The sequence below is a fragment of the Pseudomonas delhiensis genome (genome assembly GCF_900187975.1).
Lineage (GTDB): Bacteria > Pseudomonadota > Gammaproteobacteria > Pseudomonadales > Pseudomonadaceae > Pseudomonas > Pseudomonas delhiensis.
Genome location: NZ_FZPC01000005.1, coordinates 1 through 15,677, shown reverse-complemented (window position 1 = coordinate 15,677; position 15,677 = coordinate 1). Strand labels below are relative to the sequence as shown.

Sequence of the window (15,677 nt, the reverse complement as noted above, 5' to 3'; positions counted from 1 at the left end):
GTTACTCCTGGATACTCGGATTGGATTGCGATTCTGCTTCGCCTTCGGCGTGCTCGGCCTTGCCCTTGCCCATGGCCAGACCGGCACGCTCGTGCTTGGTCAGGATGTGCTGGAACAGGTCCGGGGTGACCGAGGAGAAGTAGGTAGCCGGCACGTTCTCGCTCGGCTTGGCCAGCGCGGGGAAGCCTTCCTCGGTGAGGCCGGCCTGGGCGGACTTGACCTTGGCGACCCAGTCCTGGAAGCCCTGCTCGGAAGTGGCGATGGCCTTGAACTTCATGCCGGAGAAGCCGGCGCCGCTGTAGTTCGCGGAGATGCCGTCGAACACGCCTTCTTCGTTGGCGATCAGGTGCAGCTTGGTCAGCATCCCGGTCATCGAGTAGATCTGGCTACCCAGCTGCGGGATGAAGAAGGAGTTCATCACGGTGTCCGAGGTGATCTGGAAGTTCACCGGGGTGTCTTTCGGGAAAGCGATCTCGTTGACGGTCGCGATGCCCTGCTCCGGGTAGATGAACAGCCATTTCCAGTCCAGCGATACGGCCTGGATGGTGATCGGCTTGACGTCGGAATCCAGCGGGCGGTAGGGGTCCAGCTTGTGGGTGGATTCCCAGGTCAGCCAGCCGAGGATGGCGATGATGATGCAGGGCACCAGCCACACCACCACCTCGATGCGGGTGGAGTGCGCCCAGTCGGGCATGTAGGTGGCCTTGGTGTTGGAAGCGCGGTACTTCCAGGCGAATGCCAGGGTCATGACGATGACCGGCACCACCACGAGCAGCATCAGCAGGGTGCAGGTGATGATCAGCGACTTCTCGTCGACGCCGATCTGCCCCTTGGGGTCGAACAGGACCATGTTGCAACCGCCCAGCGAGAGCAGGGGGAGCAGCACGGACAATCTCTTCAGGTATCCAGAGTACTGGTCTATTTTCATCTTGCGGCCTTAATGGATGAACATAGCTACACCGCCCATGAGATTTACCCACGCAGGGTTCATGCTCGACGAACTGCCCGCCGCGCCTTCCGAGGCGAGACGTGTTGGTGGATCCATGGGGTAGCGAATCGGCGCTGCAAGAAAACAAGGCAAAAGGAACCCAGCCCGGCTTTCGCGTAGCGAAACCGATCCGTGTGCTGATTCGTTCCGTGTTATTCAGCGTGTTGGCGCCTGCCCTGCCGCTCCCTTGGGAAGCCTGCCTGGCCGACACCTGTTCACGAGCGGATTGCCCTACTCGTTGTTGAGCGGAAACCCACCACAGTCAGCCCCTCGTTGTTATTCCAGCACCGCCTGCGGCGGGTGCCTGCCAAGGTTCTGCGACGCTGGAACCGAGGCGCTATGGGGTCAGGAATGGGCGGCCGATATTACAAGACATTTCAGAAACCACTGGCAAGGCCCCGCCCCTTCATTTTTAACAAGACATTTTCTCGCCAGGGTTAAGAATGGCCGCCGCGGCTGCTCGAAAAACGATCAATTCCCGCAGGAAATGCAAGGTTGGAAAAGCGCTTTCCGGCCCCCTCCTGCAGCCATCGCCAAGTCGCCTGAACGCCCCGCCTGGCGCGGTATGCAGCCGCATTGGAGACTGCCTGCGAAAGACGCCTTAAACCAGCTTCGCAAGACTGAAAATGACGCCGATCAAGCCGATTGAAAATGTGCTCGCAAATGCCCCGCGCAGAGTGCGACACATCGCCGCAGCAAGTGATTCGAGGGGGAAAAGCGTTTCAGATTCTGACGGGATGGCCGTTTTTGACTGGGCAAAAACCGGCCGGATATGACTGATTTCACGATGAGTACAAACGGCGAAAAACATTAGCCCGGCGAAATGTCAGCCTCATTACGGATGGCTCGGCTTTTCGTAGGAGCGAGCTTGCTCGCGAATGGGGGATTCCGAGAGGGTTCTCAAGAGCCCCTCTCCCCAGCCCTCTCCCTGAAGGGAGAGGGAGCTTGTCCGTGCCGAGATAGGGAATGGTTTCAGCCGGAAATTGCCTGATAACCGGCTAACGCCACAGCACCAACCCCTGCCCAACGGTCCCCTCTCCCTTCAGGGCGGGGCGCGCAGCCGAGGGTTAGGGAGAGGGAGCGGAGTTGACCCCGAGCGCAGACGTCACCCGCCGGTTCGCGAGCAAGCTCGCCCCTACGAAATCGAGCAAGCCCCGCCTACCGCCTCGAATGCCACAGCCATGAAACGAAAAAACCCGCGATCTCGACGAGACCGCGGGCTTTTCGTTGCCGTTCGCCTGGGCGACCGGCTGGAAGATGGTGGGTCGTGTAGGATTCGAACCTACGACCAATTGGTTAAAAGCCAACTGCTCTACCGACTGAGCTAACGACCCTCGATATGGTCGGGGTAGAGAGATTCGAACTCCCGACATCCTGCTCCCAAAGCAGGCGCGCTACCGGACTGCGCTATACCCCGCTTGGAAGTTGGCTCCGCGACCTGGACTCGAACCAGGGACCCAGTGATTAACAGTCACTTGCTCTACCGACTGAGCTATCGCGGAACGACGAGCCTTCCAATCCCTTCTACGTTTCGGCGTTGCCGTTTCCCGTATCAGAGGCGCGCCATTTTACGGGTCTCGAACGGACTGTCAACCCTCTGATCCAAAAAGTTTTTCTTCTTTTTCTTTGCAGGCCGGCAGGCAGATTGCTATATCTGCATAAAACCCAAGTTGCCTCGCCCGCAGGCGATGAGATCACGGACAGGATCGCCCATGAGTTCGAAGGACACCCCGCCGTCTTCCAACGTCGCCAGCCGGGCCATCCAGCCACGCTTCGGCGAGCTGGTACAGGGCTGCCGGCAATTGGCGATGAACCACCTGGCGGAACTCCTGGGCGCGGTCTTCGCGCAGGTCGACGACACCCTCTTCGAATGCGCCGAGAAGGCCGAGAACAACCAGGTGCAGGCGCTGTTCTTCGACAGCATGCGCGAGATCCGCCGCCAGCGCCCCACCCTCGAGCGCCTCTACCACCAGCGTTTCGCCAAGGGCCTGAGCGACTTCATGCAGGGCACCCTGCCCTCCCGGGCGCACCTGGAGGAGCTGGACGTCGAGCAACTGTCCCTGGTCGGCAACGAGGAATACGAGGAAACCCTGCTCGTCACCAACATGGTGAACCAGGTCAAGGCGCAGTGCGCGCAGTCCCTGTTCGCCCTGGACCAGCGCCTGGCCCTGCTCAACAACGGCAGCAAGCTGGCCGAGGACAGCAACCCCTTCGGGCCCCAGGCCATCGCCCAGTGCTTCCGCGAGATGCTCGCGGAAAGCCGCTTCGCCCTGCGCATCAAGACCGTGCTCTATGTATTGTTCGACCAGCAGGTGATGCGCAACCTGCCGCCTCTGTATGAACAGCTGAACCGGCGCCTGACCGAGGCCGGCATCCTGCCCAACCTGCGCTACCGCCCCCAGCAGAGTTCGCACCCGGCGCCACGCCCGGCGTCACAGGCCCCCGGGCAGGCCGCGCCAACGCCGCCGACCGGCGCCGCCGGCGGCCATGCCACGCAGCCCCAGGGCGCCTCCAGCACGGCCGAGGCGCCGCCGCTGGACTTCAGCGAGCTGCCGCCCTACCCGCCCAGCGACCAGCAGGCCCTCTATGGCGGCCTCAATACCCTGCTCGCCGAGCACCGGCGGCGCGGCCTGGACAACTTCGGCAACAGCGACAGCATCGTCCGCCTGACCCCACGCGGCGCCACCCGCACCTACAGCGCCGGGGAACTGCTCGACGCGCTCAACCGCCTGCAGCGCATCTCCGCCCAGGACCTCGCCCGGCGCATCCGCCAGCCCCAGGCGGTGCAGCAGTTCAAGGAAGAGCTGCACCAACAGCTGGAGGCCAGCAGCGACCACCCCGGGCAGAACAGGCTGACCGACCAGGAAGCCGACGTCATCGACCTGGTGGGCATGGTCTTCGACTTCATCCTCGATGACGAGAGCCTGCCGGACAGTTGCAAGACCACCCTCTCGCACCTGCACACCCCCTTCCTCAAGGTGGCCCTGCTGGACAAGGCGCTGTTCACCCAGCACCACCACCCGGCCCGCCGCCTGCTCAACGCCATGGCCCAGGCCGGCTCGCTGTACGGCGGCGACGGCGAGGAGCGCGGGCTGCTGGCGAAGATGCACTGGGTGGTGGAACGGGTGATCCAGGACTTCGCCGGCGAGCTGCGCCTGTTCGACGAGCTGCTCGGCGACTTCAACGAATACATCGCCAACATCCGCCAGAAGGCCGAGCTGCGCGAACGCCGCGCCACCGAGGCGGCCCGCGGCCGCGACCGCCTGCTGGGCGCGCGCGAGCAGGCAATCGAGGTCATCCGCCGGGCCACCGCCGAGCGCGAGCTGCCGCAACTGGTGCGCAACTTCCTCGACCTCAGCTGGGCGGACGCCCTGACCTTCATCCTCCTGCGCAACGGCGACGACAGCGACGAATGGCGCCGCGCCTGCGAGATCGCCGAGCAGCTGGCCTGGAGCGTCACGCCCCAGGACGGCGCCGGCCGCGAGCGCCTGCAGGCCCTGCGCCCGGCGCTGCTGGAGGACCTGCGCAAGGGCCTGGAAGTGCTCGGCGGCTACCATGAGGACGGCATCCGCCGCCTGCTGCAGGACCTGGTCGCCTGCCAGCACGCGATCCAGGCCCAGCAGCCGGAAATCGCCGCCAGGCTGCACCCCGAGCTGCCGGAAAGCCCGCTGGGGGCGATGCTCGACGGCGAAAGCGTGGCCGAGCGGCAGACCGAGGAAAGCCTGTCCATCCGCGCCCGGGCGATCATGGAGGAACTGCGCCGCATCGAGTTCGGCACCTGGTTCGAGTTCACCGACGGCACGCCGCCACGGCGCCTGAAGCTGTCCTGGTTCAGCCCCACCACGCGCAACTACATGTTCGTCGACCACCTGGGGCAGCGCGTCGCGGTCAAACCCATCGGCCAGTTGGCACTGGAGATGGAACAGGGCAAGGTACGCCTGGCCGGGGCTGGACAGCAGCCCCTGGTCGACCGCGCACTGGGTGCCATCTACCGCATGTTGCAGCGCTTTGCCGGGCGCCCCAACAGCCCATCCGAGGAGTAAGCGATGGACGAACGCCGCCAGCACGACCGGCACCGCACGGACCTGAAGGTCGAGGTCTTCGACCGCCACACCGGGCGCAGCCTCGGCCGCCTGGCCGACCTGTCCATCGAAGGCTTCATGCTCTGTGGCGTCGACGTGCCGGCGGCGGACTCGGTGCTGGAATGCCGCCTGGTGCCCCTGCCGCCGCTGCACGAGGTGGGCGAGATAACGCTGGGCGCCGACTGCCTGTGGAGCCGCAAGGGCACCGACGGCCAACTGGACTGGGCGGGTTTCCACATCATCGACCTGGCGGACGACCAGGCGAAGGCGCTGGAGGAGTTGATCGCGCATCTTTGAGGGCGCTTCCGCCCCGTAGGGCGCATAACGCCTACGGCGTTATCCGCCATCATCCCTGAGCAACGATGTTCCGGCCGACGGCGGATAACCGCGAACGGTTATTCGCCCTACGCGGGTCGCGGACGGAGTCCTCCTACGCTGCCTGAGCCATGCCATTCCCCTGTAGGAGCGCGCCCTGCGCGCGATTCGCGGGCAGGGCCCGCTCCTACAAGGGGGCGAGATGGGAGACGCGAATTTCGATCCAGTCACTCCCGCGAACGACGGAGCCCAAAAGACAGTTGCTCCTACGTCGCCTCACCCACACGACGCCCTGTAGGAGCTGGCCCTGCCTGCGACATGAAAAAGCCCCGCAACGCGGGGCTTTTCTATAGGCACCAAGATCAGGCAAACACGATCTCGTCGTCCTCTACCTTGGCGTGGATCTTCGCGCCGGGGAGGAACTTGCCGGCCAGGATCAGCTGCGCCAGCGGGTTCTCGATCCAGCGCTGGATCGCGCGCTTGAGCGGGCGGGCGCCGTACACCGGGTCGAAGCCGACGGCGATCAGCTTGTCCATCGCCTCCGTGCTCAGCTCCAGGCTCAGCTCGCGCTCGGCCAGGCGCTTGCGCAGGCGGCCCATCTGGATCTCGGCGATGCCGGCGATCTGCTCGCGGGCCAGCGGCTCGAACACCACCACCTCGTCGATCCGGTTGATGAACTCCGGACGGAAGTGCGCGTTCACCGCGTCCATCACCGCCGCGTGCTGCGCGTCGCGGTCGCCGACCAGTTCCTGGATCTGCGCCGAGCCGAGGTTGGAGGTCATCACCACCACGGTGTTGCGGAAATCCACGGTGCGGCCATGGCTGTCGGTCAGGCGGCCGTCTTCGAGCACCTGCAGGAGGATGTTGAAGACGTCCGGGTGGGCTTTCTCCACCTCGTCCAGCAGCACCACCGAGTACGGCTTGCGGCGCACGGCCTCGGTCAGGTAGCCGCCTTCCTCGTAGCCGACGTAGCCCGGCGGGGCGCCGATCAGGCGGGCCACCGAGTGTTTCTCCATGAACTCCGACATGTCGATGCGCACCAGCGCTTCCTCGGTGTCGAAGAGGAACTCGGCCAGGGCCTTGCACAGCTCGGTCTTGCCCACCCCGGTCGGGCCGAGGAACAGGAAGGAGCCGCTGGGCCGGTTGGGGTCGGCCAGGCCGGCGCGGGAACGGCGCACGGCGTTGGATACCGCGACCACCGCCTCGTGCTGGCCGATGACGCGCCTGTGCAGCTCGTCTTCCATGCGCAGCAGCTTCTCGCGCTCGCCTTCGAGCATCTTCGACACCGGGATGCCGGTCCACTTGGACACCACCTCGGCGATTTCCTCGTCGGTCACCTTGTTGCGCAGCAGCTGGTTCTCCGCCTTGCCGTGCTGGTCGACCATCTGCAGGCTGCGCTCGAGGTCGGGGATCACCCCGTACTGCAGCTCGGCCATGCGGTTGAGGTCGCCCTTGCGGCGGGCCAGCTCCAGCTCGGTCCTGGCCTGCTCGATCTTCTGCTGGATCTGCGCCGAGCCTTGCACCTCGGCCTTCTCCGACTTCCAGATCTCTTCCAGGTCGGCGTATTCGCGCTCGAGCTTGGCGATGTCCTCTTCCAGCTTGGCCAGGCGTTTCCTGGTGGCCTCGTCGTCTTCCTTCTTCAGCGCCTCGCGCTCGATCTTCAGCTGGATCAGGCGGCGCTCCAGGCGGTCCAGTTCCTCCGGCTTGGAGTCGATCTCCATGCGGATGCGGCTGGCCGCCTCGTCGATCAGGTCGATGGCCTTGTCCGGCAGCTGGCGGTCGGTGATGTAGCGGTGCGACAGCTTGGCCGCGGCGATGATGGCGCCGTCGGTGATGGTCACCCCGTGGTGCACCTCGTAGCGCTCCTTCAGGCCACGCAGGATGGCGATGGTGTCTTCCTCGCTGGGCTCGTCCACCAGCACCTTCTGGAAGCGCCGCTCCAGCGCCGCGTCCTTCTCGATGTACTGGCGGTACTCGTCCAGGGTGGTGGCGCCGACGCAGTGCAGCTCGCCGCGGGCCAGGGCCGGCTTGAGCATGTTGCCGGCATCCATGGCGCCCTCGGCCTTGCCGGCGCCGACCATGGTGTGCAATTCGTCGATGAACAGGATGATCCGGCCTTCCTGCTTGGACAGCTCGTTGAGCACCGCCTTCAGGCGCTCCTCGAACTCGCCGCGGAACTTGGCGCCGGCGATCAGCGCGCCCATGTCCAGGGCCAGCAGGCGCTTGTCCTTGAGGCCGTCGGGCACCTCGCCGTTGACGATGCGCTGGGCCAGGCCCTCGACGATGGCGGTCTTGCCCACGCCGGGCTCGCCGATCAGCACCGGGTTGTTCTTGGTGCGCCGCTGCAGGACCTGGATGGTCCGGCGGATCTCGTCGTCACGGCCGATCACCGGGTCGAGCTTGCCGTCCTCGGCGCGCTTGGTCATGTCCACGGTGTACTTGTCCAGGGCCTGGCGCGATTCCTCGGCGTTGGGGTCGTTGACCGCCTCGCCGCCGCGCAGGTTGTTCACCGCGTTCTCCAGGGCCTTCTTCGACACGCCCTGGCCGAGCAGCAGCTTGCCGAGCTTGGCGTTGTCGTCCAGGGCGGCGAGCAGCACCAGCTCGCTGGAGATGAACTGGTCGCCCTTCTGCTGGGCCAGGCGGTCGGCCTGGTTGAGCAGGCGCGCCAGGTCCTGCGAGAGGTTCACGTCGCCGGTGGGGTTCTGGATCTTCGGCAGCGCGTCCAGCTCCTTGTTCAGGGCCGCGCGCAGGGCCGGGATATCGAAGCCGACCTGCATCAGCAGGGGCTTGATGGAGCCGCCCTGCTGTTCGAGCAGGGCGGAGAGCAGGTGCACCGGCTCGATGGCCGGGTGATCGTGGCCAACGGCCAGGGACTGGGCATCGGACAGCGCCAGTTGCAGCTTGCTGGTCAAACGGTCGATTCGCATGGAGTTCGTCCTTCCTTCTAGATAGCGGGTCGGAGCGATACCTGCCCCTGGTGAAGAAACAACCCGCCGGGATGCCAGTTAGATAAGGTCGATTTTGGCTGCTTCAAGCCATTTGGCCATGACGCCGGTCAGTTCGTGCCGGCGTAGGGCCACCACGGCAGCGGTATTCACCTGTAGGAGCAGGCCCTGCCTGCGATTCGCGCGCAGGGCCATGCGCGGGAGACTGTAGGAGCGAGCTTGCTCGCGAACAGGTTCCGCAGCGGGGTTCATTCGCGAGCAAGCTCGCTCCTACGAAAAGCCAGGCCTACGGCGGCGTCAGGCCAGCCACACCAGGCTGGCCTGGCGGCCGGTGCGCGGATTGCGGCGGTAGGAATAGAAGCGTCCGGTGTCGCTGAAGGTGCACAGGCCACCGCCGTAGACGGCGCTGACGCCACGCGCGGCCAGGCGGATGCGCGCCAGTTGGTAGATGTCGGCCATGTAGCGGCCGGCATTGGCGCTGGGCACGAAGGCCGCCGCGGCCCCGGCGTGGTCGGCGAGGAAGGCTTCGCGCACCTCGGGGCCGACCTCGAAGGCCTGCGGGCCGATGGCCGGGCCGAGCCAGACCAGCACGTCCTCCGGCGGCACCGCCAGCTTGTCCAGGGTGGCCTCCAGCACGCCGCCGGCCAGCCCGCGCCAGCCGGCATGGGCCGCCGCCACGCGGGTACCGGCGCGGTCGCAGAACAGCGCCGGCAGGCAATCGGCGGTGAGCACCGCGCAGGCGATGCCCGGCGTGGCGCTCCAGTTGCCGTCGGCGGTCGCGACGCGGGACGGGGCGGCTTCCACCACCTCGATGCCGTGCACCTGGCTCAACCAGGCCGGCCGGCAACCCTGCGCCTGCTCCAGGCGGCGGCGGTTCTCGGCCACCGCGGCGGGATCGTCGCCGACGTGGTCGCCGAGGTTGAAGCTGTCGAACGGCGCCTGGCTCACCCCGCCGGCGCGGGTGCTGACGCAGGCGCGCACGTTGGCCGGGGCCGGCCAGTCGGGGATGAGCCAGGGCGTGGTCATACGAAGGACTCGTTGTCCTGGCGCAGCAGGCTGAGCAGCCAGGTGAAGTCGTCGGGCAGCGGCGACTCCCACTTCATGCGCTCGCCGCTGGCCGGGTGGTCCAGTTCCAGGAAGCGCGCGTGCAGGGCCTGGCGCGGGAAGTCGCGCAGCGACTCGACCAGGGTCGGGCTGGCTCCCGGCGGAATGCGGAAACGCCCGCCGTAGACCGGGTCGCCCACCAGCGGGAAGCCGATGTGCGACATATGCACGCGGATCTGGTGGGTGCGGCCGGTCTCCAGCTTCACCCGGGCGTGGGTGTGCGAGCGGAAGCGCTCCAGCACCCGGTAATGGCTGATCGCCTGCTTGCCGGTGGGCACCACCGCCATCTTCTGGCGCATCACGCCGTGGCGGCTGATGGGCGCGTCGATCTTGCCGCCGGCGACTATCACCCCCACCACTATGGCCTCGTACACGCGGCTGACGCTGCGCGCCTGCAGCTGGGCGACCAGGTTGGTGTGGGCTTCCAGGGTCTTGGCCACCACCATCAGGCCGGTGGTGTCCTTGTCCAGGCGGTGCACAATGCCGGCGCGCGGCACGTTGGCCAGGTGCGGCACGTGGTGCAGCAGGGCATTGAGCAGGGTGCCGTCCTGGTGCCCGGCGGCCGGGTGGACCACCAGCCCCGCGGGCTTGTCGAGCACCAGGATGTGCTCGTCCTCGAAGACGATGTCCAGCTCGATGTCCTGGGCCTTCCACTCGCCCTGGGCCTCCAGCTGCACCTCCAGCGCCAGGCGCGAGCCGGCGTGGATGATGTCCTTCGGGCGCAGCACGGCGCCGTCGACGGTCAGGTGGCCGTCCTTGATCCAGCCGGCCAGGCGCGAGCGGGAGTGTTCTGGGAAGAGTTGCGCGGCGACCTGGTCGAGGCGTTGGCCGCCCAGGTCGAACGGCACTTCTGCCGCCAGTTGGATGAGATCGGACATGATGGGACACAGTAGGCGCGCCACCTTTTGGTGGGCGGCACGCTGTGGTTAAATACGGGGCCTTTGTCCCAGGGGTTCGCCTGGGGCGCCAATCATAACAGACGGATGCGGCCGCGACAGCCGACCGTCCAGGGACGCAAGCCGCCATGCAAGTGAAACACCTGCTGCTGATCGCCACCCTCGTCTTGGTCTCCGCCTGCTCGTCCAAGGGCGACAAGGTCGACGAGAACCTGAGCGAGAGCCAGCTGTACCAGCAGGCGCAGGAAGACCTCGGCAACAACAGCTACACCAACGCCATCAACAAGCTGAAGGCGCTGGAGTCCCGCTACCCGTTCGGCCGCTACGCCGAGCAGGCGCAGCTGGAGCTGATCTACGCCAACTACAAGAACGCCGAGCCGGAAGCCGCGCGTTCGGCGGCGGAACGCTTCATCCGCCTGCACCCACAGCACCCGAACGTCGACTACGCCTACTACATGAAGGGCCTGGCCTCCTTCGACCAGGACCGCGGCCTGATGGCGCGCTTCCTGCCGCTGGACCTGACCAAGCGCGACCCGGGCGCGGCGCGCGACTCCTTCAACGAGTTCGCCCAGCTCACCAGCCGCTTCCCCAACAGCCGCTACGCCCCGGACGCCAAGGCGCGCATGGTCTACCTGCGCAACCTGCTGGCGGCCTACGAGGTGCACGTCGGCCACTACTACCTCAAGCGCAAGGCCTACGTGGCCGCCGCCAACCGTGGCCGCTACGTGGTGGAGAACTTCCAGGAGACCCCGGCCGTCGGCGATGGCCTGGCGATCATGACCGAGGCCTACCAGCGCCTGGGCCTGAACGACCTGGCCGACAGCAGCCTGCAGACCCTCAAGCTCAACTACCCGGACAACCCCAGCCTGAAGGACGGCCAGTTCGTACCCCGCGAGGACGACGACAGCAGCCGCTCCTGGCTGGCCAAGGCCACCCTCGGCCTGATCGACTCCAACACCGCGCCGCCGCAGATGGAAACCCAGGCGAGCAAGGACGTGATGCGCCAGTACGAGGACGCCCGCCAGCAGATCCCGCGGGAACTGCAGCCGGAGCACCAGGACGAGGAAGTCGAGAAGCCCGACACCAGCGGCAAGAAGAGCCACTCCTGGTGGCACTACCTGACCTTCGGCCTGGTCGACTGATCGACCCGCCATGCAGAGGGAGGCTCCGGCCTCCCTTTTTCATGCCCGCACGGATCCTCCGCACAGTAGCGGGCAGCGCGACTTGTACGCCGTGGTGGCTCGGATAAACTGCGGCTCTTCGAGACAAAAGGGAACGCCATGGTCCGCCTGCTGTTCTGGATCCTCCTCATCGCCCTGATCTGGTGGCTGTGGCGCAAGGCCACCCGCCCGCAACGCCCGCCCCAGGCGCCGCCGGACGACCAGGCCGAGCCCATGGTGCGCTGCGCCCAGTGCGGCGTGCACGTGCCGCGCGCCAAGGCGTTGCAGCACGAGCAGCGCTGGTATTGCAGCCAGGCCCACCTGCAGCAGGACAGCCAGCGGCATGGCTAGGGCCATCCCCATCAGCGGCCAGCAGGGGCAGCGCATCCTCCGCCTGTACCACCTGTACCGCCTGAGCATCGGCCTGCTGCTGGTGCTGCTGATCTCCAGCGACCTCGACGACCGGGTGCTCAACGTCGGCCAGTCCGCGCTGTTCCATGCCAGTTGCTGGAGCTACCTGATCGTCAACATCCTGATCGCCGTGCTGATGCCGACGCCGCGCCAGCTGCTGCCGATCTTCCTGCTGGCGCTGTTCGACATCCTCGCGCTGTGCGGCCTGTTCTACGCCGCCGGCGGCGTGCCCAGCGGCATCGGCAACCTGCTGGTGGTGGCGGTGGGCATCGCCAACATCCTGCTGCGCGGGCGCATCGGCCTGCTGATCGCCGCCGTCGCCGCGATCGGCATGATCTACCTGACCTTCTACCTCAGCCTCAGCCAGCCCACGGCGATCAACCACTACGTCCAGGCCGGCAGCCTGGGCGCCCTGAGCTTCGCCGCCGCCCTGCTGCTGCAGGGGCTGGCGCGACGCCAGCAACTCACCGAGCACCTGGCCGAGGAACGCGCCACCACCGTGGCCAACCTCGAGGAACTCAACGCCCTCATCCTGCAGCGCATGCGCACCGGCATCCTGGTGCTGGACAGCCGGCACCGCGTGCTGCTGGCCAACCAGAGCGCCCTGGGCCTGCTGGCCCAGCCGGACCTGGTGGGCCAGCTCGCCACCGCGCAATGCCCGGAACTGCTGGAAAGCCTGCAGCAGTGGGTACAGAACCCCTCGCTGCGCCCGCCGAGCCTGCAGGCGCCCGAAGGCGGCCCCATGCTGCAGCCGAGCTTCATCTCGCTGCGCCGCGGCGAGGAGCAGCACACCCTGGTGTTCCTCGAAGACATCTCGCAGATCGCCCAGCAGGCCCAGCAACTCAAGCTGGCGGCCCTGGGCCGGCTGACCGCCGGCATCGCCCACGAGATCCGCAACCCCCTGGGCGCCATCAGCCACGCCGCGCAACTGCTGCAGGAATCGGACGCGCTGGACGCCCCCGACCGGCGCCTGACGCAGATCATCCAGGACCAGTCGCGGCGCATGAACCTGGTGATCGAGAACGTCCTGCAGCTGTCGCGGCGGCGCCAGGCCGAACCGCAGCAGCTGGACCTCAAGCAGTGGCTGCAGCGCTTCACCGACGAGCAGCGCGAAGGCCTGCGCGGCGACCAGCAGATCCACCTGCAGCTGGGCGGCGGCGAGATCCAGACGCGCATGGACCCCAGCCAGCTCGCCCAGGTGCTGGGTAACCTGGTGCAGAATGGGTTACGGTACAGTGCGAGGCAGAACGGCAGCGGCCAGGTGTGGCTGAACCTGTTCCGCGACAAGGACAGCGACCTGCCGGTGCTGGAGGTGCTCGACGACGGCCCCGGCATCGCCCCGGAGCAGCTGGGCAAGCTGTTCGAGCCCTTCTTCACCACCGAGAGCAAGGGCACCGGGCTGGGCCTGTACATTTCCCGCGAGCTGTGCGAAAGCAACCAGGCCCGCATCGACTTCAAGAACCGCGACGAAGGCGGTGGCGGCTTCCGCATCACCTTCGCCCACCCGCGCAAGCAGAGCTGACAGAAAAGAGCATGAGCCGGCAAAAAGCCCTGATCGTCGACGACGAACCGGATATCCGCGAGCTGCTGGAAATCACCCTCGGCCGCATGAAGCTGGACACCCGCAGCGCCCGCAACGTCAAGGAAGCCAAGGAATACCTGGCCCGCGAACCCTTCGACCTGTGCCTGACCGACATGCGCCTGCCCGACGGCACCGGCATGGACCTGGTGCAGCACATCCAGCAGCGCCACCCCCAGGTGCCGGTGGCCATGATCACCGCCTTCGGCAGCCTGGACACCGCGGTCAACGCGCTCAAGGCCGGCGCCTTCGACTTCCTCACCAAGCCGGTGGACCTCGGCCGCCTGCGCGAACTGGTGGCCACGGCCCTGCGCCTGCGCTCGCCGGGCGCGGAGGATGCGCCGGTGGACAACCGCCTGCTCGGCGATTCGCCGCCGATGCGGCAGATGCGCAACCAGATCGCCAAGCTGGCGCGCAGCCAGGCGCCGGTCTACATCAGCGGCGAATCCGGCAGCGGCAAGGAACTGGTGGCCCGGCTGATCCACGAGCAGGGCCCGCGCAGCGAAGTGGCCTTCGTTCCGGTGAACTGCGGCGCCATCCCCTCCGAGCTGATGGAAAGCGAATTCTTCGGGCACAAGAAAGGCAGCTTCACCGGCGCGGTCGAGGACAAGCAGGGCCTGTTCCAGGCCGCCAACGGCGGCACCCTGTTCCTCGACGAGGTGGCCGACCTGCCGTTGCCGATGCAGGTGAAACTGCTGCGCGCCATCCAGGAAAAGGCCGTGCGCGCGGTGGGCGGCCAGCAGGAAGTGGCGGTGGACGTGCGCATCCTCTGCGCCACCCACAAGGACCTGGCCGCGGAAGTCGCCGCCGGCCGCTTCCGCCAGGACCTCTACTACCGCCTGAACGTCATCGAGCTGCGCGTGCCGCCGCTGCGCGAGCGCCGCGAGGACATCCCGCTGCTCACCGAGCGCGTGCTCAAGCGCCTGGCCAGCGACAGCGGCCTGGCGGCGGCCCAGGTCAGCGCCGACGCCCTGGAGAAGCTGAAGAGCTACCGCTTCCCGGGGAACGTGCGCGAACTGGAGAACATGCTCGAGCGCGCCTACACCCTGTGCGAGGACGACGTCATCCAGCCCCAGGACCTGCGCTTCGCCGAGGCCACCGGCAACAGCGAAGCCGGCGAGGCCAGCCTGGCGCAGATCGACAACCTCGAGGACTACCTCGAAGAGATCGAGCGCAAGCTGATCATGCAGGCCCTGGAAGAAACCCGCTGGAACCGCACCGCCGCCGCCCAGCGCCTGGGGCTGACCTTCCGCTCGATGCGCTACCGGCTGAAGAAGCTCGGTATCGATTGATCAAGTGCCCTACGCAAATCCCACCCACGGCGTAGGGCGGATAACGTTCCACGTTATCCGCCGCCTAGCCTCGCTCCCCGGCCGTTTCGGGATTCGACCCTGGCGTGGGCGCTGACCCCAGGCGGCTCCAAGCTTGACCTTGGCGTCGACTATCGCATGGGATAAACGGCGGATAACCGCGAACGGTTATTCGCCCTACGCAAATCCCACCCATGACGTAGGGCAATGAAATGGACTCCTCCCTCCTACGGCATCTAGGTGCCAGACTGATGGTGTTGGCAACAGTCCCGGAGGGGGAGTCACGATGAACATTAAACGCATTGGCTTGGATCTGGCAAAACAAGTCTTCCAGGTGCACGCGGTCGACAGCCACGAACAGGTGGTGTGCCGGCGCCAGCTCAAGCGCGACAAGGTCCAGGATTTCTTCCGCCAGTTGGCGCCATGCCTGGTGGCGATGGAGGCCTGTGGCAGTGCGCACTACTGGGCGCGCGAACTGCGCCAGCTGGGACACGAGGTCCGCCTGATCGCCCCGCAGTTCGTCAAACCCTACGTCAAGGGCGACAAGCACGATGCCCACGACGCCGAAGCGATCTGTGAGGCGGCCAGCCGCCCGAGCATGCGTTTCGTGCCGGTGAAGAACCCGGAGCAGCAAGCCATTCAGGCGGTGCACCGCATCCGTAGCCGTCTGGTCCGTGCGCGCACGGCCCTGGTCAACGAGATCCATGGCTTGCTTGCCGAGTTCGGCCTGGTGACCAGCCGCCGTGGGCGGGCAGCGGCGGCTGAGCTACTGGAAGCCGTCATCAAGGGAGAGCACGGCCGACTGCCAGCGCCGATGGGCAGGCTGCTGGTGGGGTTGAAAAAAGAGTGGCAGGGGCTGGATACGCGCATCGATCAACTGAATGACG

General features: G+C 66.6%; 11 protein-coding genes and 3 tRNA genes. 7 read left to right on the top strand and 7 right to left on the bottom strand.

The features are described 5' to 3' along the window. Nucleotide 1: 1 nt before the first annotated feature. The 4 genes from cyoA to CHC02_RS05520 all read right to left on the bottom strand — a co-directional run bounded on the left by cyoA (nucleotide 2) and on the right by CHC02_RS05520 (nucleotide 2,490). Nucleotides 2-928: a ubiquinol oxidase subunit II gene (cyoA, locus tag CHC02_RS05535; RefSeq protein WP_089390505.1), complete on the bottom strand. Its 927-nt coding sequence runs from the start codon at nucleotides 926-928 to the stop codon at nucleotides 2-4. Between the two features lie 1,318 nt (nucleotides 929-2,246). Beyond that, a tRNA-Lys gene (locus tag CHC02_RS05530) sits at nucleotides 2,247-2,322 on the bottom strand. Nucleotides 2,323-2,328: 6 nt separating this feature from the next. Beyond that, nucleotides 2,329-2,405 (bottom strand) — tRNA-Pro (locus CHC02_RS05525). 9 nt (nucleotides 2,406-2,414) lie between these two features. Further along, nucleotides 2,415-2,490: transfer RNA gene (locus CHC02_RS05520), tRNA-Asn, on the bottom strand. A 210-nt stretch (nucleotides 2,491-2,700) separates the two neighbouring features. On the opposite strand from CHC02_RS05520, the gene CHC02_RS05515 reads away from it, so the two are divergent. After that, nucleotides 2,701-5,031, top strand: a complete 2,331-nt coding sequence (locus CHC02_RS05515; protein ID WP_089390504.1) for a DUF1631 domain-containing protein — start codon at nucleotides 2,701-2,703, stop codon at nucleotides 5,029-5,031. A 3-nt stretch (nucleotides 5,032-5,034) separates the two neighbouring features. Beyond that, nucleotides 5,035-5,367, top strand: coding sequence for a PilZ domain-containing protein (locus CHC02_RS05510; protein ID WP_089390503.1), 333 nt, complete (start codon nucleotides 5,035-5,037; stop codon nucleotides 5,365-5,367). Nucleotides 5,368-5,747: 380 nt separating this feature from the next. Here the strand turns inward: CHC02_RS05510 and clpB are convergent, their stop codons facing one another. The 3 genes from clpB to rluD form a co-directional block, all read right to left on the bottom strand. Then, a complete protein-coding gene (clpB, locus tag CHC02_RS05505; protein WP_089390502.1) occupies nucleotides 5,748-8,312 on the bottom strand; it encodes an ATP-dependent chaperone ClpB in 2,565 nt (854 codons plus the stop codon). Nucleotides 8,313-8,627: 315 nt separating this feature from the next. Beyond that, nucleotides 8,628-9,356: a peptidoglycan editing factor PgeF gene (gene pgeF, locus CHC02_RS05495; protein ID WP_089390500.1), complete on the bottom strand. Its 729-nt coding sequence runs from the start codon at nucleotides 9,354-9,356 to the stop codon at nucleotides 8,628-8,630. Then, on the bottom strand, nucleotides 9,353-10,312 hold the full coding sequence (gene rluD / locus CHC02_RS05490; protein WP_089390499.1) for a 23S rRNA pseudouridine(1911/1915/1917) synthase RluD: 960 nt from the start codon (nucleotides 10,310-10,312) through the stop codon (nucleotides 9,353-9,355). The genes pgeF and rluD overlap by 4 nt, the downstream gene beginning before the upstream one ends. A 146-nt stretch (nucleotides 10,313-10,458) precedes the next feature. Between rluD and CHC02_RS05485 the strand changes: the two genes are divergently transcribed. The 5 genes from CHC02_RS05485 to CHC02_RS05465 form a co-directional block, all read left to right on the top strand. Continuing rightward, nucleotides 10,459-11,472 carry an outer membrane protein assembly factor BamD gene (locus CHC02_RS05485; RefSeq protein WP_089390498.1) on the top strand — a complete coding sequence of 338 codons (1,014 nt, stop codon included), beginning with the start codon at nucleotides 10,459-10,461 and terminating at the stop codon, nucleotides 11,470-11,472. 138 nt (nucleotides 11,473-11,610) lie between these two features. After that, nucleotides 11,611-11,841, top strand: a complete 231-nt coding sequence (locus tag CHC02_RS05480; protein WP_089390497.1) for a PP0621 family protein — start codon at nucleotides 11,611-11,613, stop codon at nucleotides 11,839-11,841. Next, nucleotides 11,834-13,423, top strand: coding sequence for a sensor histidine kinase (locus CHC02_RS05475; protein WP_089390496.1), 1,590 nt, complete (start codon nucleotides 11,834-11,836; stop codon nucleotides 13,421-13,423). The genes CHC02_RS05480 and CHC02_RS05475 overlap by 8 nt, the downstream gene beginning before the upstream one ends. Before the next feature lie 11 nt (nucleotides 13,424-13,434). Next, nucleotides 13,435-14,772 carry a sigma-54-dependent transcriptional regulator gene (locus tag CHC02_RS05470; protein WP_089390495.1) on the top strand — a complete coding sequence of 446 codons (1,338 nt, stop codon included), beginning with the start codon at nucleotides 13,435-13,437 and terminating at the stop codon, nucleotides 14,770-14,772. Between the two features lie 304 nt (nucleotides 14,773-15,076). Further along, the coding region (locus CHC02_RS05465) for an IS110 family RNA-guided transposase (RefSeq protein WP_141137688.1) at nucleotides 15,077-15,677 on the top strand (601 nt) is incomplete at its 3' end.

What these genes read in the sequence shown, in the direction of transcription:
- cyoA (WP_089390505.1), bottom strand. Translation starts at nt 928, where the DNA reads ATGAAAATAGACCAGTACTCTGGATACCTGAAGAGATTGTCCGTGCTG.
- CHC02_RS05515 (WP_089390504.1), top strand. Translation starts at nt 2,701, where the DNA reads ATGAGTTCGAAGGACACCCCGCCGTCTTCCAACGTCGCCAGCCGGGCC.
- CHC02_RS05510 (WP_089390503.1), top strand. Translation starts at nt 5,035, where the DNA reads ATGGACGAACGCCGCCAGCACGACCGGCACCGCACGGACCTGAAGGTC.
- clpB (WP_089390502.1), bottom strand. Translation starts at nt 8,312, where the DNA reads ATGCGAATCGACCGTTTGACCAGCAAGCTGCAACTGGCGCTGTCCGAT.
- pgeF (WP_089390500.1), bottom strand. Translation starts at nt 9,356, where the DNA reads ATGACCACGCCCTGGCTCATCCCCGACTGGCCGGCCCCGGCCAACGTG.
- rluD (WP_089390499.1), bottom strand. Translation starts at nt 10,312, where the DNA reads ATGTCCGATCTCATCCAACTGGCGGCAGAAGTGCCGTTCGACCTGGGC.
- CHC02_RS05485 (WP_089390498.1), top strand. Translation starts at nt 10,459, where the DNA reads ATGCAAGTGAAACACCTGCTGCTGATCGCCACCCTCGTCTTGGTCTCC.
- CHC02_RS05480 (WP_089390497.1), top strand. Translation starts at nt 11,611, where the DNA reads ATGGTCCGCCTGCTGTTCTGGATCCTCCTCATCGCCCTGATCTGGTGG.
- CHC02_RS05475 (WP_089390496.1), top strand. Translation starts at nt 11,834, where the DNA reads ATGGCTAGGGCCATCCCCATCAGCGGCCAGCAGGGGCAGCGCATCCTC.
- CHC02_RS05470 (WP_089390495.1), top strand. Translation starts at nt 13,435, where the DNA reads ATGAGCCGGCAAAAAGCCCTGATCGTCGACGACGAACCGGATATCCGC.